The sequence below is a fragment of the Prevotella marseillensis genome, assembly GCF_900625065.1.
Lineage (GTDB): Bacteria > Bacteroidota > Bacteroidia > Bacteroidales > Bacteroidaceae > Prevotella > Prevotella rara.
Window position 1 is genome coordinate 26,515 of the sequence record NZ_UYXY01000006.1, and the last position, 24,316, is coordinate 50,830.

The window sequence follows — 24,316 nt, forward strand, 5'->3', positions numbered from 1 at the left end:
TCAGGCCTTTGACGTGCCTGAGCTATTTAACTCTTCTATACGTGCTATCACGGCATCATTGGTCTGTCTGATGACCTTCAGGTCGCGCATGAGCCGCAGACGGAAGCGCCACATGCGCAAATAGAGGAACAGGCCCACCGGAACGATGATTGCCGCAACCACATTCATCCATTTGCGGTCGAACGGGCGCGTATGCGCCTTTACTGCCATGAAAGGATAGGCATTAAGACATGAAAGTATCACCTTGTCCTTCGTGTTCGACAAATCCTCGATGACAGTCTCAATCTTCTCGTTGATTTCCTCGATTGTATGGTCAGGTCTGTACTTGAAGAACACCTTAATTATATTAGGCGCAAGCCAAAGATTGTGTTCGCGGGCATAGTCGCCAATCTCACGGTTCACTTCGGTCAGAGTTGCCGAGTCGGCCGCATAGTCGGGATCGGTTATTATAACCTCCTTCTTGAACACGGCACGCTTTATCCTGAGTCCGAATATCTTCATGAAGAAGTTGCGGTAGAGATCGAGATTGAACACGACAGAGTCGTTGTTGGCCTTGTATGTGAAGAATATTGCGAGCGGCGTAAGCACTGCCGTAGCGATGCTCTTACCGAACCAGATTGCCCACATACCGCCTCGTGACATGCGGTAGCCTGTATTCTCGAAAATGTAATACACGATGAACACCAGCACGGAGATAATCACCGGAACGCCAAGTCCGCCCTTACGGATGATGGCGCCCAGGGGCGCACCGATAAAGAAGAATATCAGACACGAAAGCGACAATGTAAACTTGTTGATGGCCTCTATCTTGTGCTGTCGTATAAGTTTGTCGCCGTCTGCCGTTATCATGCCCTTAAAGTCGAGGTCGTTCATTTCGCGCTGCACCTTGCTGAGGGCCGCATCAACAGCCTCAAGCTTTCTGTCGGCAGAAAGTCTCGAATAGACAGAGTCGAAGCTGTAAGTCTTTGTCCCGGCCATCTTGACGGCTCTCAGAGAGTCTTTCTTTGACACAGCCACGGGAGAATAATACGACATCTTGGCATCTTTGTAGAACACACGGCCGACACTGTCGTACACGTGGTTAAGCGAGTCGACGTCGCGGTTGATCTGTCCGATGCTCTTTCCGCGTGCGTTGTTCGAGAGCGCGCTTGCGTCGGCAACGTTAAAGTCGGCATCGAAATCGAGCACTATCCTCTTCTTGACAAAGGTCTCGCGGCGATAAGGCACGCTTACGCCTGCCGAAAACTCCTGCGACTTCATGTTCTCAAACCATTCGCCGCTGTGCAGCGTAAGCACAAGATGCTTTTTCTCTGCCGTAGACTGCAGCATGCCCGAGTCGGCCAGAATTATGGCGGCATCGTCATAGCTGTCGGTCATCTTATAAATCATCACACCGTAGAGCATGCCTGTCTTTATGTCCTTTTTCTGCACATACAGGTTACACTGCGGAATGCCGTCATAGAATATACCCTCGGGAATCTCCAGTTCGGGACTCTTCTGCTTCATGGAAAGGAGCAGTCTCGAGAACGACATGTTGGCGCTCGGAGCCACTACGTCCTGAAAATAGAAAGAGCCCAAGGCTATGAATATGACGATGACCACAAGCGAGCGGAACGCCTGCATAAGCGATATGCCCGCAGCCTTGATGGCCGTAAGCTCGCTGCTCTCGCCCAAGTTACCGAAGGCGATAAGCGACGAAAGCAGGATGGCCAGCGGAAGCGCCTGCGGCACGAGCATAAGACTCATATACCAGAAGAACTGGGCCAGCACGTCCATGGTCAGACCCTTACCGATGAGCTGGTCGACATAGCGCCAAAGAAACTGCATCATCAGCACAAACTGACATATAAAGAACGTTCCGACAAAGAGGAGTCCGAACTGTTTTGCGATAAATTTATCTAATTTTTTGACTCTAAGAATCATTTTTATGCTAATTCTGACATTTATACAGCAGATTTACCAGCTTGCAAAATTAGCACAAAAATATCACAAACCACAACGTTTTGCGTTTTTTATTTAATAAAAGATGTATATGGCACCGCCATCCTGCCATGCCGCAACGCAAAGCAGTCAACAGCACAAGGCACAGCACCGCGCCCTAAAAGCGCATGCAAACGGCATGCCAAAGCCACGGACACCGGCATGAAACAATATGCCGGCGAGAGCCGCGAAGCCGCGCTACGCGGGATGACGGACACGCAAAAAACAAAGGCTACGAAGCTTCTAAAGCCCCGTAGCCCGTCTAAGCGCACTGAGATTTGCCTGCCAGATATCCACCACGGTATCCTTTTCGCCCTCGGGGGCAAAGTCGGTTATCATCAGGACAAAATCACCCGTTACGTCACTTTTGTTCATTTTCAGCTCCCAATACGTGTCCTTATACTCCTCGCCACACCATCTGAAGCGTATATAGTCGAACTTCTTCTTGTCTATCACAGCCGAAGTTCTTATCTCATGGTCGCTCCACACGTTACCCCATGTGAAGGTAAACAAATCGCCATTAAGCCTCACTTCATCCGAAAGCCATTTGGCCAATCCTTCAGGCGTGCTCAGCATCGACCATATAAATCCGGCCGACTTAGAACGCAGCTCATGTTCAATGTTTACTTTGTTTTTCTCCATAGTTTAAAGGCATTTCATTGGTTATTTGCCACAAATTTACGTCTTTCGCATAAGATTTTGATAAAAAGTTGAAATATTTTTTGGTGTTTAAAGAAATTGTATTACCTTTGCAACCGCAAAGAAAAATGATGGCGGGGTAGCTCAGCTGGTTAGAGCGTCGGATTCATAATCCGGAGGTCGTGGGTTCGGGTCCCACCCCCGCTACAACAAGAGCCGCAACAGACGTTGCGGCTCTTTTATTTTATATTCTCTTAAGCCGATTTAAGCCCCAACCATCCCCACACGCACCAACAAAAAAAGGCCGGCAACCGGTCAACGCATGAACAGACAAAGCCTGCACGTAAAACAAGTTGCCGCTCACACAAAAGAAACCCCGAAGCAGACAAAGCACAAAATAGACAACAAGACAAGACGACCACAACAGACAACCAAATCAAGCAGTAACAGGCAAATCACTATCAGACAAGCCACGGCAGCACACGACACATTGACAGAATAAGCCCCAAAACGCTTGCATTTTGATTTACAATAAGGCTCCAGAACTCAGCCTTTCAGAAACAGACACGCATACGGCTTAAAATAACGCGCAAATCGTGTGCAATCATAAAGCACTGTAATACCGGACGATACGAATGACACAGATAAAATGTGCAACAAAAAATCACCGGAAAGCAGCACGAAAATCCACATTTCAAGCAACAAAAGCCGGTCAATACGGACGCGAAAACTTGCCTTTTACAAAGCGAAAGGCATCAAACGGAAATGTGAAACCTATGCTTTTGCATTGTTTCGTAAAGAAAATTCCGAACAAGCCGCAAAACAACGGCTGCACAAATTCTATTTCGAGCAGAAACGCGTACAAAATCACAATGACACATTGCACCATAAAACAGCCATAATGCTTACACCCTACGACACAGAACCTGACCGCAGGCAGACAACAGCCGGAGCAGAATCAAGCATCAAAGCACACGGACGGAAGACTGCCAAATCACTCGGTATCAGGCCATAAGACGCACAGCAACGTGCCATAACATACACGCAAAACACGATACGGACATGACGCAGCATACCGCAAAAAGACAAGTCCGGCGCAGCCAAAGCCGGAAAGGCCCGGCAAAACCCGGCGAGACACATTTCAAACGCCAAAACACCATGCACTGCCCGCATTTATTGTCCTAAATCAAAACATTTATAATTTTTGGTTGAAATATATTGTAAAATCAACGTTTTTTAGTAACTTTGCACTCTAAAAAACAGATAATTTTTAAAGACATGGCTGAAACAAAAAGAATCAAGACCGCACTCGTGTCCGTGTTTCACAAAGACGGACTCGACGAGCTGCTGGCTAAGCTGAACGAAGAAGGAGTAAAGTTTTTATCTACAGGCGGCACACAGAAGTTTATCGAGTCGCTCGGATATGAATGCCAGGCCGTAGAGAGCGTAACGACATATCCCTCTATCCTGGGAGGACGCGTGAAGACTCTTCACCCCAAAGTATTCGGAGGCATCCTCGGCCGCCGCGACAACGAAGGCGACCAGGAGCAGATGAAGCAGTATGAAATACCTGAAATCGACCTGGTTATCGTAGACCTCTATCCTTTCGAGCAGACCGTTGCAAGCGGAGCTTCTGAGGCCGACATAATCGAAAAGATAGACATTGGCGGAATATCTCTGATACGCGCCGGAGCAAAGAACTTCAAAGACGTGGTGATCGTGCCCAGCAAGGCTGAATATGGCGTGCTGCTCGACATCCTCAACAAGAAGGGCGCACAGACCGACATCGAAGACCGCCGCATGCTGGCTACACGCGCCTTCGGCGTAAGCAGCCACTACGACACCGCCATTCACGAATGGTTTGAAAAATAAGACACAGACAAGACAATCCGCTCGACGTCTTTCGCCCTGCAGGGCGAAAGACGTAAGACTTCAAGAAGAGACAATAAAATTATATTTATAGCTATAAACTTTATCAAGTAATGGGATTTTTTTCTTTTATCCAGGAGATCGCAATGGATCTCGGCACGGCCAACACCATCATTATCAGTGATGACAAGATTGTTGTTGACGAGCCGTCTGTAGTAGCGCTCGACCGCCGCACAGACAAAATGATAGCCGTAGGCGAAAAGGCTAAGATGATGTATGAGAAGACTCATGACAACATCCGCACGATACGCCCGCTGCGCGACGGCGTCATAGCCGACTTCACTGCCTGTGAGCAGATGATGCGCGGACTTATCAAGATGGTACACACCGGAAGACGTTTCTTCTCGCCTTCACTCCGCATGGTGATAGGCGTGCCGTCTGGCTCAACCGAAGTTGAGCTGCGCGCCGTGCGCGACTCTGCCGAGCATGCCGACGGACGCGACGTCTACCTCATATTCGAGCCTATGGCTGCTGCCATCGGCATCGGCATCGACGTTGAAGCTCCCGAAGGTAACATGATTGTCGACATCGGCGGCGGAAGCACCGAGATTGCCGTAATTTCTCTCGGAGGCATCGTGTCGAACAACTCTATCCGCACTGCCGGCGACGACCTCACTGCCGAAATTCAGGAGTACATGAGCCGCCAGCACAATGTCAAGGTCAGCGAACGTATGGCCGAGCGCATCAAGATACACGTAGGATCGGCACTGACAGACCTTGGAGAAGAAGCTCCCGAAGACTATGTAGTACACGGACCTAACAAGATTACGGCCCTGCCTATGGAGGTGCCCGTATGCTATCAGGAGATAGCCCACTGTCTTGACCGCACCATCGCCAAGATAGAGAACGCCGTGCTCTCTGCTCTCGAGAAGACTCCGCCTGAGCTTTATGCCGACATCGTAAAGAACGGTATCTACCTCACCGGAGGAGGCGCACTGCTCAGAGGTCTCGACAAACGTCTCACCGACAAGATTAACATCCAGTTCCACGTGGCCGACGATCCTTTGCACAGCGTAGCAAAAGGAGCGGGTATTGCATTGAAGAACGTTGACCGCTTCTCGTTCTTGATGAGATAAGCCATGCGCAACCTACTGGAATTTCTTGCGAAATATAACCACTGGTTTCTCTTTGTCATACTTGAAGTTATCAGCCTGACGCTGCTGTTCAGATTCAACAGCTATCAGGGCAGCGTGTTCTTCTCGTCGGCCAATGCCGTAACCGGAAAGGTATACGAATGGGACGCTGCAGTGAAGACATTCTTCAACCTGACAAAGATAAACCAGCAACTCAATACGCGCAACCTTTATCTCGAGCAGACAGTAAGGAAGCTGTCTGAACAGATAAAGAGCAACACGGGCGACTCTACACGCCTTCAGCGCGCACAGATGGAGATACTGAAAGACTACAAGCTCATACCGGCAAAGGTTATAACCAACTCTATCGACAAGAGAGACAACTTTATAACCCTTGACAAAGGCTCGGCCGACGGCGTGCGCAAGGACATGGGCGTGGCCTGTGGAAACGGCGTCGTGGGCGTAGTTTACATGGTGTCAGAGCATTATTCTGTGGTCATACCGGTGCTCAACTCCAAGTCGAACATCAGCGTCACCATCAAGAAGCGCGGCTATTACGGATATCTGCACTGGACAGGCGGTGCGGCAGAGCTGGCCTATGTAGACGACATCCCGCGCCACGCACACTTCCGCCTCGGCGACCTTGTTGAGACGAGCGGCTACTCTTCGATATTCCCTCCGGGCATTATCGTAGGACAGATACTGCACGTATACAACTCGCACGACGGACTCTCTTACAGAATACAGGTGCGTCTTACAACTGATTTCGGCAACATCCGCGACGTATGCATCATTGACAATTCGGCAATGGAGGAGCGCATCAACCTGCTCCGCTCGGCTGAAGACTCATTAAAAATAAAGCAGAACTAAGGATAACGACAACAGAATGAACATAGAAATAATAAAACAGTTTCTCACATTCATCATCCTATGTCTGGCACAGGCCCTGGTGCTCAACCACATCAACTTGTTCGGTTGCGCCACGCCGCTGCTGTATGTATATTTCATACTGCTGTTCAGACACGACTATCCCCGATGGGGCACACTGCTTTGGAGCTTCTTCACAGGCCTCTGCATCGACATTTTCTCCAACACTCCGGGCGTGGCGGCAACGTCGACCACACTGCTCGGCCTGATGCAGCCATACGTCCTCAACCTGTTCATACAGCGTGACTCGCCTGAAGACCTCAAGCCTACGATAAGATCGCTGGGCATGGCAAAATTTATCTACTACACAATAATATGCGTTTTCGCTTACAACATCATATTCTTCACCATTGAGTCGTTCAACTTCTTCAACTGGCTGCAATGGCTCAAAAACATCGGTGGAAGCACCGTGCTCACCGTAATCCTTATAATTGTAATCGAAAACGTCAGAAAAAGATAATGTTCTAAAAGCAGGAAAGGCCGGATTATGGACAAGGAATACGGACTTGAATACAGACGTTATGTCATTGCGGGAGTGGCTATATTCATAGTCACCGTCTACATCATACGCCTTTTCACGCTGCAGATAATGAGCGACGACTACAAGAAAAACGCCGACAGCAACGCTTTCCTCAAGAAAGTTGAGTTTCCGGCGCGTGGCGTCATATCCGACAGAAACGGCAAACTGCTCGTATACAACCAGAATGCCTACGACATAATGGTGGTGATGAACGAGGAGAAAGGAAGACTCGACACCACCGAATTCTGCAATTCTCTTGGCATAACAAAAGAGTTTTTCATCAAGAGAATGGAGGAGATAAAAGACCGCAACAAGAATCCCGGCTACTCACGCTTCACGCAGCAGCTCTTCATGAGCCAGCTGTCAGAAAAAGAGTTCAGCGTATTCCAGGAAAAGATTTACCGTTTTCCGGGCTTCTACGTACAGCGCCGAAGCGTAAGACAATACACCATGCCGTATGCCGCACACGTACTTGGCGACGTGGCTGAAGTGTCGGCAGCCGACATAGAGGAAGATTCCTACTATCAGCCCGGCGACTACATAGGCAAGATGGGCGTGGAGAAGTCATACGAAAAGCAGCTGCGCGGCGAGAAGGGCGTGCAGATAATGCTGCGCGACGCCCACGGACGGATACAGGGCAGCTACATGAACGGAAAGTTCGACCGCAGGCCTGTGCCGGGCAAAGACCTCACTCTGAGCCTCGACATAAAGCTGCAGGCACTGGGCGAGAGGCTCCTTGAGGGAAAGATAGGCAGCATCGTGGCCATCGAGCCGTCCACCGGCGAGGTGCTGTGCATGGTATCATCGCCTACATACGATCCGAGGACGGTAACTGGACGCAAGCGCGGAAAGATGCACGCCATGCTCTCACGCAACCCGTGGAAGCCGCTGCTCAACCGTTCAATCATGGGTATGTATCCTCCGGGCTCAACATTCAAGACCACACAAGGCCTCACCTTCCTTACCGAAGGCATAATCGGCCCGGGCACATCGTTCCCCTGTCACCACGGATTCTACTGCCGCGGACTCCACGTAGGATGCCACGGCCACGCCTCACCCATAAGCCTTGTACCAGCAATAGGAACATCCTGCAACGGCTACTTCTGCTGGGGACTCTACTATATGCTCGGCAACAGGAAGAAATACAAGAATGTACAGGAAGGCATGAACACATGGCGCGACTACATGGTGAGCATGGGATTCGGCTACAAACTGGGCATCGACCTGTCCGGAGAGAAACGAGGCCTGATACCAAACGCACAATATTACGACAAGGCATACAGGGGTTCATGGAATGCCCTGACCGTAATCAGCATCGCCATAGGACAGGGCGAGGTGCTGCTTACGCCGCTGCAGATAGCCAACCTTGGGGCAACGATAGCCAACCGCGGATACTTCTACACACCGCACGTGGTGAAGAAGGTGAAAGGCGAACAGCTTGAAGCCAAGTTCAGAGAGAAACATTACACAAAAGCCAGCCGCAGGGCATACGAATATATCGTGGCAGGCATGAGGCGTGCAGTAACCGGAGGAACCTGCCGCGCCGCCGACAGGGCCGACTATGAGGTGTGCGGAAAGACCGGTACGGCACAGAACCACGGACAAGACCACTCTATATTCATGGGCTTCGCGCCGATGAACAATCCTAAGATAGCCATCGCCGTGTATGTTGAAAACGGCGGATTCGGCGCCGACTATGGTGTGCCTATCGGCGCACTTATGATGGAACAGTATATCAAAGGCAAGCTCTCGCCCGAATCAGAGAAGAGGGCGACCGACTTCCAGCGCAGACGTATAAGTTATGGGGCAGCAAACAGATAAACAACCAAGCGTACTTCGTTCGCTCGACTGGTGGACGATAGGCATATATTTGGCTCTGCTGGCGTTCGGCTGGCTGAGCGTGTGCGGTGCAAGCTATACCTACGGAGACACCGACATATTCAGTCTGAGCACACGCTCGGGCATGCAGATAGTGTGGATAGGCACGTCTATCTGCCTCGGCTTCGTGCTGCTGATGCTCGACGACCGCTTCTACGACACGTTCGCCTATATCATATACGCCATACTGCTGTTGCTGCTGTTTGCAACGATATTCAACCCCCACGAGATAAAAGGCTCGCGCTCATGGCTCGTGCTTGGCCCGCTGCGACTGCAGCCTGCCGAGTTTGCCAAGTTTGCCACAGCCCTTGCCGTGTCGAAACTTATGAGCACATACGGCTTCAACATGCACAGATGGAAAGACATGGCGGCCGCCTTCGCGGTGGTATTGCTGCCGATGCTCTTCATCGTGGCACAGAAAGAAACAGGCTCGGCACTGGTCTACATATCCTTCTTCCTCATGTTCTACCGCGAGGGAATGACCGGCAGCGTACTGTTCACGGGCGTTGCAATGGTTATCTATTTCGTTGTGGGCATACGTTACGAGGAAGCTCTGATGTTCGACACTACGACATCAATAGGCAAGTTTGCCGTATTGCTGCTCGTACAGATATTCACGTCGGGCATGGTCTACGTCTACTGCAAGGACAAGCAGCAGGCCCTGACCATACTTGTCTACTCTGTAGGCATAACTCTCCTTGCGCTTCTTTTCGCCGTGTTCGTCATCCCGTTCGACATCGTATGGGTGCAGCTGGCTGTCAGCGCATGTCTTGTGGGATATCTGGTCTACCTATGGATGAACAGGCGCATAAAGCACTATCTTTATATTCTGCTTTTCACAATCGGCTCAATAGCCTTCTTCTATTCGGCCGACTATGTGCTCAACAATATCATGGAGCCCCACCAGAGGGTGCGTATCAACGTTCTGCTTGGCCTCGACGAAGACCTTGCCGGAGCGGGATACAACGTCCACCAGAGCGAGATAGCCATCGGCTCGGGCGGACTGAAAGGCAAAGGATTCCTGAACGGCACACAGACCAAACTGAAATTCGTGCCCGAACAGGACACCGACTTCATCTTCTGCACCGTGGGAGAAGAAGAAGGCTTCCTCGGTTCGGCAGGAGTGCTGCTGCTGTTCCTTGCGCTCATACTTCGCCTTATAAAGATGGCCGAACGGCAGCCGTTCAAGTTTGGCCGTGTCTACGGCTACTGCGTGCTGAGCATATTCCTCTTCCACGTGTTCATCAACGTGGGCATGGTGCTCGGTCTTACGCCTGTCATAGGTATCCCCCTGCCCTTCTTCAGCTATGGAGGCTCGTCATTATGGGGCTTCACCATACTGCTGTTCATTTTCCTTAGAATTGACGCGGGACGCAACCTGATAAGGACATAACGCAGAAAACCGCTATAACCACGGCAACAAGCCGTCGAGGCTATATGCGCATAAATATATTATAAAAGCAACAAATGCGGCATTACGCACAACAGGTACGTGATGCCGCATTTATATTTTCTCAGAAACAAGAATCAGGACAGACTTTAACTAAAAAAATTTTCTTAAAAACTCATCACTCATCACATAAGTGCTTAACATATTGGATCTCAATATCTTAGAGTGTGACGAGTTGAAGCCTCAACTCATCACACCATATCTCACTGACTGTCAAAACGTTAATGGCGCTTGTGATGAGTGATGAGTTTCTAAGAAAAATATTTTTCAATTAAACCGACACTGGCCACAGCCTATGCCAAAGCATAGCTTTCGCAACGCAAAAGGACGTATTCCGGCATGCAAAAGCACACGTTTCACAATGCGGTTTAGCGCCTTTTACAAACAATAGCAGCATATATACAAATGAAAGTAATGCCAGCATTACGGCATATCCCGCAAGATATCAACAATTATAAATGTCGGGAAATGGGATGAGAGGTAGGGCTGAAAACAATAAAAGTGAAAATTCACTATGGAATTTTCACTTTTATAAATATCTATGCACTTATATTTCTTAATGTGCCGAATGTCAGAATTAGTCGAGCTGAGCCAGCTTGTTGTCTGAACCGAGCACGTTTGTGATTTTGTGCTTGTACATTTCCTCCATGAGGTCGCGTGCAGGTCCGCAGTATTTACGCGGGTCGAACTCAGCAGGTTTCTCAGCCAATGTCTTACGAACAGCAGCTGTGAAAGCCAGACGAGAGTCAGAGTCGATGTTAATCTTGCAAACGGCGCTCTTAGAAGCCTTGCGAAGCTGCTCTTCAGGAATACCAACAGCGTCAGGCAGTTTGCCGCCGTACTGGTTGATGATGTCAACATACTCCTGAGGAACTGAAGAAGAACCGTGGAGCACGATTGGGAATCCGGGAAGCTGCTGCATGATAGCATCAAGAATATCGAATGCCAATGGAGGAGGAACCAGGCGGCCAGTCTTCGGGTCGCGTGTGCACTGCTCCGGCTTAAACTTGTAAGCTCCGTGGCTTGTACCGATAGAGATAGCGAGAGAGTCAACGCCAGTCTTGCTTGTGAAGTCGATAACTTCCTCAGGCTTTGTATAGTGAGAAACCTCAGAAGCAACCTCGTCCTCAACGCCGGCGAGCACACCGAGCTCACCCTCTACAGTAACGTCATACTGATGAGCATACTCAACAACCTTTTTAGTAAGAGCAACATTCTCGTCATAAGGCAGGGCAGAACCGTCTATCATAACAGAAGAGAAGCCCATGTCTACACAGCTCTTGCAAAGCTCGAAGCTGTCACCGTGGTCAAGGTGAAGTGCTATCTCAGGATGAGCGCAGCCAAGTTCCTTAGCATACTCTACAGCACCCTGAGCCATATACTCGAGCAGTGTCTGGTTGGCATAGTTGCGCGCACCTTTAGAAACCTGCAGGATTACCGGAGACTTCAGTTCTGAAGAAGCCTTGATGATAGCCTGAAGCTGCTCCATGTTATTGAAGTTGAATGCCGGAATGGCGTAACCGCCGTTAATGGCTCTTTTAAACATCTCGCGGGTGTTTACCAAGCCTAGTGTCTTATAACTTACCATAATACCTTTTTTTATGTTTTATAAATAAACGTTCTGTTACACAGCGCAAAGTTAGTATTTTAATTTCTCAATACAAAAGAATAATCCAACTTTTAGTGTTGCATTCCGGTGAATTTTCAGATTAATTGTACATTGCCCAAAAACGGCATAATATTTTGCAATGTGAGTTTTACAATTAATTGCAGAATGCCAGACATGTGCCGCGGCATAAAAACATAAAGGAAGCAAAACTGTTAAAAGACGGTTATTTAGATAAGGGCATAAAAAAAGGAGTACCGCTGTACTCCAACCTTGTTAACCTTAAATCTAATACTATGAAAAACACGATGCAAAGGTACGGATTTTTTACTAATATGCAATATTTTGAGTGTATAAAATGCAATATAACAGTGATTTGTTGATTTAAATCAATATTTAAGGCGAGGAGTTAAAGTAGTTAGAGGAGTCAGAGTAGTTAAAGTCATTGGTTTTGTTGATATATTTCAATAAATTTTCTGCTATCTTTACAAACCGGACATAACCTGAATACTAATGACTTTAACTACTCTGACTCCTCTAACTACTTTAACTCCTTAAACGGAACTATATCTCCTCGATTATCTTCTTAAGCAGATACGTGGCGTTCTGGTTGCGTGCCACGCCGGGCGTTATCTTGTAGGTGTAGGTTATGTTGCCGCCCAGCTCTATCTCAAAGCACCAGTTGTGGAAGCGCGACGGGGCGTCGTCCTCCATCTTCGACAGTTCGAGGTCGTGGGTGGCTATTATGCCTGACACGGGCAGGCGGGATATCTCCTGAAGGAAAAGACGCGAACCGTTGAGCTTGTCGAGCGAGTTGGTGCCCTTCAGAATCTCGTCGAGTATTATCAGCGTGCGGGCTGCATGCTTGCAGCTCTCTATCAACTGGCGCAGACGTAGCAGCTCAGCGTTGAAGTAGGATATGCCGCGGCTCAGGTCGTCGGCGGTGCGCATGCTGCTGAAAAGGTTGAACACCGACACGCGCAGCGACTCGGCAAACACGGGCATTCCGTTCATTGCTAGAATGTAGTTGACGCCGATAGAGCGCAGGAAGGTGCTCTTGCCGGCCATGTTTGCACCGGTTACGATATAATAGTTGCCGTCATCAATGGTGAAATCGTTGCGCACGGCCTTGGCTCCGAGGAAGGGATGATAAATGCCCTTGGCCTCATACACCACTCCGTCTGCCTCAACCACCTCTGCCGCCACAGCCTGCTGCTCGTTGTAGCTGTATACGGCCATCGACACAAGAGCGTCGATCTGGCTCACGCATCCGGTCCAGTCGGCTATACGCTCCATATAGTGGCGCTGCCATCTGAGGAAACGGCGCACGAGGAAAAAGTCGCTCAGGGCAAACATGTTGAACAGAATAAGTCCGATGAAGTTGCCACGGCGGTCGAGACTTTTCAGAATATCTGACAGCTCTCCAAACGAAGTCAGCGCGCCGTCGCCGCCCGATGTCAGCCTGTTGCGCAAGTCGCGCAGGCATTCGCTCTCAAACTCTTCACTGCCTATGTGGCGTATCAGTCCGATATAGTCGTGCAGATGTGCGTGCAGCTTCTCGACGGCGCGACTTATCTGGCGCAGCGACCTCATGTTGAGGGCTATGACGAGGAACATCTGCACCACGCCCCACATGACGGCAAGCGACGACGGGACAATGCCCACTATTGCCAATACCATAACGGCAATGAAGCCTGCTATGGCGGCCCATGCCACCACGAGGGCAAGCATGCTGCCTGCCTGAGGAGCAATGTTCATGGCGCTAATCTCACTTACAACACGGTTTATCATCGCCGTGTCTATGGCTTCGCCCTTCTTCTTTGTGTCCGACGCCAGGCGCTGACCGAGCGCCAGAAATTCCGTGCGCCAGCTCTCCATGCCCGCCAGTTCGGCTATGGCGCGGCGGCGTGCCTCTATCTCAGCCTTGTCTTTAAGCAGACTTTGGAACGATGAAGCCAGAAAGTCGCTTCCGCCGGTGGTTACCGTGCGGTTAATGCGGTTGAAGAGCGAGTCGCGGCCGAACACGTCCATGTCGTAAGTGAACACATGCGACGAGTCGATGTAGCGGCTTCCGCTGCCAAAGCAGCTGTAGTCGCCGCGCAGATAGCTCAGTTCCTTCTCATACACCTGGCGCCGGCGGCGCAGCATGTCGGTGGTCTCGCTGTTGCGCACGTCGGCACGGCGAGCCACTACATAGGCTGCCATAAACGCCACGGCAAGGCAAAGCAGACCTAAGGGCAGTCCGCGCAGACAGAAGAACACAAAGGCCAGCACGGCAAGGCAAAACGTTACAAGCTCCATTGCCACATAGGTGCGCCCCTTGCGCTTCAGCCGCTGTATCATGGCCGACAGGCTTTCTACCTGCCGCGAATAAAACTCTTGTCTGTTGTCCATATTCTGTTTTTTCTTTTTATTGTTATTATTATGTCTTCGGTTTTGCCAGAACGGCGTTAATTTCACTGCAAAAATAATGCTTTAACGCGGCTTTCGGGGCATCTGCCTACGTAAAAAGAGTTAAACCCCTATCTGCACTCCCGGCCTAATATTGTTTTCATCCGCCAGGCGCCATAATGCTTTCATTTGTCTTTCAGCATCATTCAGGCAGACTTACAACAGCCTTTATCCGGCCTGACGTTTACTTAATGAAAGCGTTACGTCATGCCATGACACTACAAACAGCCAATACGTGCCACCGAACATACAGGAGCAGGCTGACAGAAAGGGCAAGAAAAACTTTTACAAAGTTTTCTGACGAAATAGAAATTCAAGTCTTACGAAATGTTAAGGCATTTGACATCAAAAGGCAGAAAGGTTAATGTATTTAACACATAAAAGACGTTTTACGCTCAAAAAGATATGTTTTCACACTGCAATCCACTGCTTTTCATAACATAAAAGGCCATGTTTTGCCATGTAAAAGACTGCATTTCACAACGGGATAGGCAGAATTTCTGTTTCTCAAGCCACAATAAACGCCGTAAAGCACTACATATCAGAGAATTACAGAAACTGCACATTTTCTGCCGTTTTCACGCCAAAATGCATTCCGATTTCAAATACTGCCGTCTCAGGGGCTCAACCGGTTTGTTCAGACCGCAAAGTTTTCTGTTCTCACGACACATGGAACTTATCAGAAGCAAATACGCAACCGTCTAACAAATGTGCATACAGGCACCTCCATAACACATGACAGCACAAAAAAAACGGCTGCCCCACCGCTAAGTGGAACAGCCGCGATATAATAATAAAAAGTAAGCGTCAGTCATCTTCAGGCAGCAGAACGATGCCCTCCTGCTTCATGCCGTCCATCATTATCTTAAGCGGACGGCTGAAGCGCACGTGGCGCACAAACTCCGTTTCGTACACTGCCGGCATGGCGTCGAGCAAATCCTTACGGTAGATACCGTCGTCTTTGTAATCGTCAATGGTAAAATAGCCAACGCCAAGACTTGTTACGTTCTGGAAGAAATGTGAGCCCTGACTCGGATCGATGCGATAGTTTGCCAGTCCGGCCTCAACAATCAGACAGGCAGCACTGATGTATGCCCACTTTACGGGAACGCCAAGCCATGAGTCGCTCGAGCCCCAGCGGCCCGGTCCGATAAGAATGTAGTTCCTGTTTTCTTCAACAAACTTATGGTTGATATGCTCTATTTCACTTGCAATGAGCGGATTGTTTGCCGCCGTGAAATTCTCGTCTGCCTTAACGTATACTATGTCCATTATCTCGTTGCTGACGCCATGTCCGAGCGAACTGTGAGAACGCAGCAGGCATCGCTTGTCGTCAATCTTGGTCAAGTCTTCGTCAAGCATCTGCTTGCAGTCTACGATAGGACGCATCTGCAGCAGATAGAATTCTCCCGTGCGGTCGTTGTTTATATTGCATGCGAACTCTATCTCAACCGGACGCCTCATGCCCTCGGCTCCGTATTTCATAGCCATCTGCATCAGTTCGGGCAGCGGGAAAGCCCCGTTCTGCAAGACGCCGCAGAACGAAACCACCTTCCAGCCTTCATCATACGCCCCCTTGCGCAGCATGTTGTTATAAGGATCGAAAGTAGAGGCTATGTATGTCAGGGCACCGTCCTTGTCGGCATCAGACACGTCAAGCTTGAGAATATTAAATCCGTCGTCAACCTTAAAGTCGTCGCCTACATCCTTCATGTCAAGAGCATAAAACTGTGTCTGCGTCTGACTAAGCGCAAGCTCCACCTTACTTGTCTGCATGACATGGTCAGGATGATACGGACTTACGCGCAGCGTCTGTCCTCCGTCTACGATATACTTACCCAGTCCGAGCGCAAGACTCGCAATGCCCTGCTCTGATGTCTCGTTGCCTACAGGATAATAGTTGATGGAACGCAACACGCCTGATATATTAGGATAATAGCGGTCTCCGTATTGTTTGCCGACCACTTCCTGCAGCACGACAGCCATCTTCTCCTGGTCTATCACGTTGCTCGTGGCCGTCATGTATGCCTTCGAGTCGCGATAGTAGACCGAGGCATACACACTCTTTATGGCGGCGGCAAGCATCTGCAGCATCTGATACTTGTCGTCGAGCTTCGGTATCATATATGTCGAATATATGCCGGCAAAGGGCTGATAGTGAGAGTCTTCGAGCAGGCTCGACGAACGTATGGCTATAGGACGGTCGGTTGCCTCGAAGAAGGTGAGGAAGTCTGATATATACTTGTCCGGAAGCTGCGCCTTCAGGAAGTGGTGCAGTATTTCCTCGTCGCTGGCATCGCTCAGGGCTATCTGATAGAGGTTGTTGCTCTCCATGAACCTGTCGAACACATCGGTGCAGAGCACCACCGTCTTGGGTATCGACACCTTGACGCCTTCGCGCTCGCTAAACTCAGGATGGCTCTTTATTATGTTGTCGAGGAAGGCCAGTCCGCGGCCTTTTCCGCCAAGAGAGCCGTCGCCGATACGTGCAAAGTGGGCGTAGCGGTCGAACTTTCCGCGGTCGAACACGGCCACGACGCCTATGTTCTTCATGTGGCGATACTGCACAATGGCCTCAAAGATAATCTTGCGGTGAAGGTCAACGTCCTGCAGTTTGTGCCACGTAACGTTCTTCAGAAACTCCGAAACGGGGAATATCGCCCTGGCACACAGCCATCGGCTCATGTGATTTCGGGATATGTGATAGAGCATCGAGTCGTAAGGAATCTTGAAAATGTTGTCCTGCAGCTCCTTCAGCGTGCGCACGCGCATCACTTCCTCGTGCGTCTTCGGGTCGCGGAATATGAAGTCGCCGAAGCCCATGTGCTCCTCCATGAGTCTGCGCAGGTCGAGGTTCATCTTCTTTGAGTTCTTGTCAATAAACAGGAAACGTTCGGCCTCGGCCTTCTTGCGGTTTTCGCTCTCGCTGCTTTGCAGTATCAGCGGTATGTATTCGTTGTCCTTCCTTATCTCGCGGAGCAGTTTCAGTCCGGCCTCGGGGTCTTTCTCTTCGCCCTTCGGGAAGCGGCAGTCAGAGATTATTCCGAGCGTATTGTCGCGGTATTTCGTGTAGAGCTCCATAGCCTCGTCATAGTTTCTTGCCAGCACCACCTTAGGCCTGCCCCTCATTCGCAGCGCGGCGCTGTGGGGGTTGAGTGCCTCCGTGGCGAAGCTTTGGCTCTGGGCGAGGATAAAACTGTAGAGAGTGGGCAGCAAAGACGAGTAGAAGCGTATGCTGTCCTCCACGAGCAGAATCATCTGCACGCCTGCCTCGGCAATGTCGTGTTCAAGGTTCATCTTGTCCTCTATCAGTTTTATGATGGACAAAATCAGGTTGGTGTTGCCCAGCCAGCAGAACACATACTCAAAGATTGACAGGTCTTCGTTGACCATGCGGCGCGTTATGCCGTGAGAGAAGGGCGTAAGAACGACGCAGGGAATGTCGGGAAACTTTGCCTTTACGGAACGTGCCACCGTGAAGGCGTCGTTGTCTGCATTACCGGGCATGCATATCACGAGGTCGATGCTGGTAGAGGCCAGCACCTCGGCAGCCTCCTCCGTGGTGCTCACCTGGGTGAACGTCGGCGGATAGCGAAGACCTAGCTCGGTGTATTCGTTGAATATCTTTTCGTCAACACGGCCATCGTCCTCAAGCATGAAGGCATCATACGGATTGGCAACTATAAGCACATTGAATATGCGATGTGTCATAAGGTTCATGAACGACACATCCTTCAGATAAAATTTTTTCCACTGCTGTGGCTCGTTTTCGCTCATATCGTTATGTCAGTTATTATGTTTTTTCTCCTTATAAAGACAATAAAGCGTGGCTACAAGCATGCACCAGAACATGAGAATAATGACAAACAGGCTGAAACTGCCGACAAAAGGCAGCAGCAACAGGGCTGGCATGGCTGCGCCCAAAAGCAGCAGGAACAGCTCACGGCGACGTGCCACCGGCTTGGCTAAATGCGAATAAAACTTAAACAAGCCCATACTTTACAGTCTTTCTCAGATTAGACAAGATTAAACCCCAACCGGTCATTAGACCGCACATAGCTTTACCTATTTTGTGCTTTCATGCTTTCAGCCCGTATTTTTGTCTCTATTGGCGTCTTTTTGCCGGCTTCTTCTTGACATAGCACGCTATGCCTGAAATAAATCTAACGAAAAGCCGCTCTATATTAAGCAAAATCCTGACCGAATACTAATAACGATTTGGGTTAAAAGTCTTTTTCCGCAAAGATACTAATAAAGTAAGAAAAGAGTGAAACAATATCAAAGTTTTTTGACATTATCCCACTAAAAAACGAACGGAGGCACAAACATGTGCCCCCGCCCGCAGCGTTAAAATTATTTAGTAATCTATCACCTCGGTTATAGCGCCGTCGGCGGTAACCTTAAGGTCTTTGTCATAGTTGTCGAGATCAATCAGATAATAAGCCTCTCCGGCAGCTGTCTCGATATAGTCGCAGTCGTCTATAACCTTTCCGGGATATGCGGCGTTGACAGCAGCAAGAATGTTGGCAGGAATGTCTCTCTTGCAGTCGGTTGAAGTCTGCACCCAGTTGTATGAGCTGTCAAAGCGTATCTCTATGCTCTTGCCGCCGTGGCGGATGTCAAGCTCGTATCCGTTGCGCTCCTTCTCAAAGTCAACCACCATGGCTCCTGCATAGTTGGCGTCTACATAAGCCTGTATTTCGGCTGGCATCTGTCCCGGCAGCAGTCCTTCGTTGCGGTCGTCGTCCTGGTCCTGAACGTCTCTGAACAGTGTTCCGGCTATGTCAAAGTAGAGGTCGTGGTCGGGCTGTCCGGCTTTTTCCACCTCAATCTTGTAAATTGTCTCATAGCCCTTGCGCTGTATTTCGTCGATGTCGTCCACAGTCCACTGCTGCTGCGCATACACCGTAAGTGCATATCCGTCCTGCACAGCCTGCGGCAGAGCCGTAAGGTCGCGGCCGTGGTCAACCTCGGTCATCATCCATGTTCCGTCGCCCATATACCATGCATCATGCTCCTTGCTGTCCTTGATAAACTCGGCAACGAGATATCCGTTGGCCTCCATCTCCCACTCTACATGCTGCACTCCGGCATATTTCTGACTGAAGGCTTCCTGCACAACGCCAGGCACCTGAACCTTGTCGTCATCGTCGTCGTCATTGCAGGATGTTGTAACCAGTGCGCCGAAAGCGCAGATTGCTGTCATCTTCAAAAAATCAATTGTTCTCATAATAATCCTTTTTTCTGTTTATACTGTTGTTTCTTTTTTACATTTATTTTTCTCAGAGGAGCCTTGTCTGCCCCTAGGCAACATCGCCGCGCGGCATATATTCTCCCTTTGTTTTTTGCAAATAAAGCAACCGAATCTGAAAACAATCTGAAAAATCAGGAAAATATGAGATTATTTTCTGCTTTTTTTATTTTATCCGGCCATAAGCAGCGAAAAGTTCATGCGGCGGCATTTACACCTTATTATAATATTAGTAATGCGTAAACGCATCATAACAAAAGTCAATTAAGCCATAGAATATTCGTTCAATCAAAATTTTATGCTAACTTTGCAACACTTAACTCAGCTGTCAGCCATGTAAGACAAAGCGTGCATACCGTTTAAATGTCATTGTATTTTAAGCAACGCACATGGCATTTTGACAGACATAAGCACACTTATGCTGACAATAAGGCAACGGCGACGACAAAGCAAACAATAGGTAACAACCCGGCAGAACGGCCCCTGGACATGAGCGGCACATCATTATGCCGCTGAAGACAGGCCCTCAGCAACAGGCCGCTGCATAGAGGATAACAAAAAAGCATAACATATATAAACTAACAAAACTGGAAAGATGAAGAAAAATCTGAAACCGTCTACACTCTGCGTGCGCGGAGGATGGGAACCTAAAAACGGCGAACCGGTGCAGCCGCCGATAGTTCAGAGCACCACATTCAAATATGACAACAGCGAAGAGATGGCAATGCTGTTCGACCTCAAAAAGGAAGGATATTTCTATACACGCCTGCAGAACCCGACAAACGACAATGTTGCAAAGAAGATTGCTGCCCTTGAGGGCGGCGTCGGCGCTATGCTTACATCGTCAGGTCAGGCTGCCAACTTCTACGCCGTGTTCAACATCTGTGAGGCAGGCGACCATATCGTAACGTCAAACGAAATTTACGGCGGAACCTACAACCTGTTCGGCGTAACGATGAAGAAGCTCGGCATAGAGTGCACCTTCGTCAACCCCGAAAGCAGCGAGGAGGAAATACAGAAGGCTTTCAGACCTAACACAAAGGTTCTGTTCGGCGAAACAATATCTAACCCGGGCTGCAAGGTGCTCGACATTGAGAAGTTTGCACGCATCGCCCACAAGAACGGCGTGCCTCTCATCATAGACAACACCTTTGCTACACCAATAAACTGCCGCCCGTTTGAATGGGGATGCGACATAGTTACCCACTCTACCACTAAATATATGGACGGACACGCAACACAGGTGGGCGGTTGCGTGGTTGACAGCGGCAACTTCGACTGGGACGCACATGCCGACAAATTCCCCGGACTGACCACTCCCGACGAGTCGTACCACGGACTTACATACACAAAGGCCTTCGGCAAGATGGCTTACATGACCAAACTCACGGCACAGCTGATGCGCGATCTCGGCTCTATACCGTCGCCGCAGAATGCTTTCTTGCTCAACCTCGGGCTCGAGACACTCGCGCTGCGCGTGCGCCAGCACTGCGCCAATGCCCAGAAGGTGGCAGAGTTTCTGCACAATGACCCGCACGTGGCATGGGTAACCTACTGCGGACTGAAGGATGACGCAAGCTACGAGCTGGGCCGCAAGTACCTGCCCAACGGCTCATGCGGCGTAATGTCGTTCGGACTGAAGGGCGACCGCGACACAGCAATAAAGTTTATGGACTCGCTCGAGCTTATAAACATAGCCACACACGTGGCCGACGCCCGCTCATGCGTGCTGCATCCGGCAAGCCACACACACCGCCAGCTGAGCGAACAGCAGCTGAAAGAAGCCGGCATAGCCCCCGACCTGATACGTCTGTCGATAGGTATCGAGGATGCCGACGACCTCATTGACGACCTGAAGCAGGCTCTGTCGAAAATCGACTAAAAGTTACATTTTTCATATAGCGACAACAGCGGAGGCGACATTGTAACACATGTTGCCTCCGCTTATTTTTAGCCATTAGGGGGCAAAAATGCCAATTATAATGTAAAAAAGTACAAAAAGTAAGTTTCATATATCAAATAAATTGGATTTTCCTTGGCAGTTACACAAGAAAAGACTACATTTGTCATCAAGAAAACGACACAATGTTAGTTTAACTAAAAACATATACTATGGAAGTCCAGAAAATAATGCAAGACCTGGAAATGAAGCATCCGGGCGAAAAAGAGTACTTACAAGCCGTAAGAGAAGTGTTGGAATCAATTCAAGACACTTACAATCAGCATCCTGAGTTTGAGAAAGCCAAGATTGTTGAAAGAATGGTAGAACCTGAGCGTATCATCACATTCCGTGTAACATGGGTTGACGATAAAGGTGAGGTACAGAACAACCTCGGTTACCGCGTTCAGTTCAACAGCGCTATCGGCCCGTACAAAGGCGGTTTGCGTTTCCACCCGGCTGTAAACGTATCTATGCTTAAATTCTTAGGCTTCGAGCAGACATTCAAGAATGCATTGACCACTCTGCCTATGGGTGGCGGTAAAGGTGGTTCTGATTTCAACCCGGTAGGCAAGTCTGACGCTGAAATCATGCGTTTCTGCCAGGCATTCATGCTCGAACTTTGGAAGAACATCGGTCCTGACACAGATATTCCTGCAGGTGACGTTGGTGTTGGCGGACGTGAAATCGGTTTCTTGTACGGAATGTACAAAAAGCTCGCTCGCGAATACAACACAGGTGTGTTAACAGGTAAGGGTGCTACATGGGGCGGTTCTATCCTTCGTCCTGAGGCAACCGGTTTCGGTGCTCTCTACTTCACACAGCACTTGCTCCACAAGGCTGGCAAAGACATCAAGGGTCTGACAATTGCATTGTCTGGATTCGGTAACGTAGCATGGGGTGCTGCAACAAAGGCTGTTGAACTCGGTGCAAAAGTTATCGCAATATCTGGTCCGGACGGCGTATGCGAGATACCTGAAGGCATCACAAAGGACATGATCGACTACATGTTGGTAATGCGCGCTTCTAACCGCAACCAGGTTTCTATGATGGCAGACAAATTCCCTGGCAAGGCTATATTCACTCCTGGAAAGAAAGCATGGTCTGTTAAGTGTGACCTCGCACTTCCTTGCGCATTCCAGAACGAGCTGAACGGTGACGACGCTAAAGAACTTATCGCTAACGGTACATGGTGCTGCTGCGAGGTATCTAACATGGGATGTACACCTGAAGCTATCCACGAATTCCAGTCTAACGGCATACTGTTCGCTCCTGGTAAGGCTGTTAACGCAGGTGGTGTTGCAACATCTGGTCTTGAAATGACACAGAACGCAGCTCACTTAGGATGGGCAGCTGAAGAGGTTGACGCTAAGCTCCACTTCATCATGAAGAGCATACACGAGGCTTGTGTTAAATATGGTACACAGCCCGACGGCACTATCGACTACGTTAAGGGTGCTAACATCGCAGGTTTCATGAAGGTGGCTCAGGCTATGCTCGAGCAGGGTATTATCTAATACCTTAGAGATATAAGTGATAAACAGAATAATTCTCATAATTACATTTTTATGGCTTGGCCATACTTTTCTCCCGGCACAGGAGAAAGGTATGGCCAGCTATTATTCTAACCGTCTGCATGGACGGAGGATGAGCGACGGCACAAGATACCACAGAGACAGCCTCATCTGCGCCCACAAGAAATACGAACTGGGCACCATGCTGAAGGTTACAAACATTAAAAACGGCAAAAGCGTTGTCGTGAGAGTGGCCGACAGATGCAGCGGTCATCGCATTATCGACCTGTCATACGCCGCGGCAAAGGAGATAGGCATCATAAGGGCTGGCGTGGCCATGGTCAGGGTGGAAAAATATGAAGAGGAGAAGGGCGTTCCGTTCAGAAACGAGAAAAAAATTGAGCTGCCCGAACTTGACTATGAGATAACGGAGAAGGACGACGACTTCACGCCGGAATGGATGAGAAACAGCACAGAGCAAAGCAAGACGAACAGCAAGAAAGGCAAAGAGCACAAAGGCAAGGAGCCAAAAGACAAGAAACATAAGGAAAACAAAAAGCATAAAGAACATAAGGAACATAACAAGAAGAACAAAAAACAATAGTCTGACTTATGTGTCCCGTATGCATAACGCGTGGCTTACACGGCAAAACTCGCAACGCACACGCAACAGAAAAAGTTTTTCAAAGAGAAACGTCACTCATCACATCTGCACGTAACACATTCGTATTCAACAACATACAGTGTGACGAGTTGCATTCTCAACTCATCACAACTCATCACATATTAATATTTTCAGCCACAATATGGCATAACCGAGCACGCAGCAATACAAGCAATATGTGCATACCGGCATACGTCAAGTACAAAATGCATGCCTTAAATTTCACAATAATATTCTATTCATCGAATAACAGAGCCAAGCCTCAACAGCTGTCTGCTTAACCGAAGAGATTTCACTCAAAAATCAAATACCCAATTTGGGCTTTATCAAGATATACCCTGTTTAAGTTCTTAAAATTTAGAAGAGGACATTGTCTTACCCTGAAAAAAGTTGACTCATAAATAAAATAATTATGAGGAAAAATAAATCACAAAAGGGTCAATATCTTCAAAAAGTGATAGATCTTCGCTCTTCAGGTGTAAGTTTTTTGGGAAT

16 protein-coding genes and 1 tRNA gene are annotated in these 24,316 nt (G+C 49.1%); 10 read left to right on the forward strand and 7 right to left on the reverse strand.

What is annotated here, in order from left to right:
• A complete protein-coding gene (locus EJL04_RS15090) occupies nt 1–1,920 on the reverse strand; it encodes an LptF/LptG family permease (protein WP_082335109.1) in 1,920 nt (639 codons plus the stop codon).
• A gap of 303 nt (nt 1,921–2,223) precedes the next feature.
• A complete protein-coding gene (locus EJL04_RS15095; protein ID WP_021855238.1) occupies nt 2,224–2,622 on the reverse strand; it encodes an START-like domain-containing protein in 399 nt (132 codons plus the stop codon).
• 130 nt (nt 2,623–2,752) lie between these two features.
• Between EJL04_RS15095 and EJL04_RS15100 the strand changes: the two genes are divergently transcribed.
• The 7 genes from EJL04_RS15100 (at nt 2,753) to rodA (ending at nt 10,339) form a co-directional block, all read left to right on the forward strand.
• A tRNA-Met gene (locus EJL04_RS15100) sits at nt 2,753–2,826 on the forward strand.
• Between the two features lie 1,071 nt (nt 2,827–3,897).
• Nucleotides 3,898–4,491, forward strand: coding sequence for an IMP cyclohydrolase (locus EJL04_RS15105; RefSeq protein WP_021855236.1), 594 nt, complete (start codon nt 3,898–3,900; stop codon nt 4,489–4,491).
• A gap of 110 nt (nt 4,492–4,601) precedes the next feature.
• The gene (locus EJL04_RS15110; RefSeq protein WP_021855235.1) at nt 4,602–5,624 is read left to right on the forward strand and encodes a rod shape-determining protein; all 1,023 of its coding nucleotides are present in this window, start codon (nt 4,602–4,604) and stop codon (nt 5,622–5,624) included.
• Between the two features lie 3 nt (nt 5,625–5,627).
• Nucleotides 5,628–6,491, forward strand: a complete 864-nt coding sequence (gene mreC / locus EJL04_RS15115; protein WP_021855234.1) for a rod shape-determining protein MreC — start codon at nt 5,628–5,630, stop codon at nt 6,489–6,491.
• Nucleotides 6,492–6,507: 16 nt separating this feature from the next.
• Nucleotides 6,508–7,008 (forward strand): rod shape-determining protein MreD, encoded by a 501-nt coding sequence (mreD, locus tag EJL04_RS15120; RefSeq protein WP_021855233.1) that lies wholly within the window; start codon nt 6,508–6,510, stop codon nt 7,006–7,008.
• 27 nt (nt 7,009–7,035) lie between these two features.
• Nucleotides 7,036–8,889 (forward strand): penicillin-binding protein 2, encoded by a 1,854-nt coding sequence (gene mrdA / locus EJL04_RS15125; protein WP_021855232.1) that lies wholly within the window; start codon nt 7,036–7,038, stop codon nt 8,887–8,889.
• Complete coding sequence (gene rodA, locus EJL04_RS15130; protein ID WP_125105554.1) at nt 8,870–10,339, forward strand: rod shape-determining protein RodA; 1,470 nt, start codon at nt 8,870–8,872, stop codon at nt 10,337–10,339. The genes mrdA and rodA overlap by 20 nt, the downstream gene beginning before the upstream one ends.
• A gap of 634 nt (nt 10,340–10,973) precedes the next feature.
• Here the strand turns inward: rodA and EJL04_RS15135 are convergent.
• The 5 genes from EJL04_RS15135 to EJL04_RS15155 form a co-directional block, all read right to left on the reverse strand.
• The gene (locus tag EJL04_RS15135; RefSeq protein WP_021855229.1) at nt 10,974–11,984 is read right to left on the reverse strand and encodes a class II fructose-bisphosphate aldolase; all 1,011 of its coding nucleotides are present in this window, start codon (nt 11,982–11,984) and stop codon (nt 10,974–10,976) included.
• Nucleotides 11,985–12,566: 582 nt separating this feature from the next.
• The gene (locus EJL04_RS15140; RefSeq protein ID WP_125105555.1) at nt 12,567–14,396 is read right to left on the reverse strand and encodes a MutS-related protein; all 1,830 of its coding nucleotides are present in this window, start codon (nt 14,394–14,396) and stop codon (nt 12,567–12,569) included.
• Nucleotides 14,397–15,260: 864 nt separating this feature from the next.
• Complete coding sequence (locus EJL04_RS15145) at nt 15,261–18,230, reverse strand: PEP/pyruvate-binding domain-containing protein (RefSeq protein ID WP_125105556.1); 2,970 nt, start codon at nt 18,228–18,230, stop codon at nt 15,261–15,263.
• Between the two features lie 9 nt (nt 18,231–18,239).
• Nucleotides 18,240–18,449: a hypothetical protein gene (locus tag EJL04_RS15150; RefSeq protein WP_021855226.1), complete on the reverse strand. Its 210-nt coding sequence runs from the start codon at nt 18,447–18,449 to the stop codon at nt 18,240–18,242.
• A 361-nt stretch (nt 18,450–18,810) separates the two neighbouring features.
• Complete coding sequence (locus EJL04_RS15155) at nt 18,811–19,683, reverse strand: PepSY-like domain-containing protein (protein WP_125105557.1); 873 nt, start codon at nt 19,681–19,683, stop codon at nt 18,811–18,813.
• A gap of 616 nt (nt 19,684–20,299) precedes the next feature.
• Between EJL04_RS15155 and EJL04_RS15160 the strand changes: the two genes are divergently transcribed.
• From EJL04_RS15160 to EJL04_RS15170, 3 genes are all read left to right on the forward strand, one after another.
• The gene (locus EJL04_RS15160) at nt 20,300–21,586 is read left to right on the forward strand and encodes an O-acetylhomoserine aminocarboxypropyltransferase/cysteine synthase family protein (protein WP_021855224.1); all 1,287 of its coding nucleotides are present in this window, start codon (nt 20,300–20,302) and stop codon (nt 21,584–21,586) included.
• 230 nt (nt 21,587–21,816) lie between these two features.
• Nucleotides 21,817–23,160: an NADP-specific glutamate dehydrogenase gene (gdhA, locus tag EJL04_RS15165; protein WP_021855223.1), complete on the forward strand. Its 1,344-nt coding sequence runs from the start codon at nt 21,817–21,819 to the stop codon at nt 23,158–23,160.
• Between the two features lie 16 nt (nt 23,161–23,176).
• The gene (locus EJL04_RS15170; protein WP_125105558.1) at nt 23,177–23,761 is read left to right on the forward strand and encodes a septal ring lytic transglycosylase RlpA family protein; all 585 of its coding nucleotides are present in this window, start codon (nt 23,177–23,179) and stop codon (nt 23,759–23,761) included.
• Nucleotides 23,762–24,316: the final 555 nt, after the last annotated feature.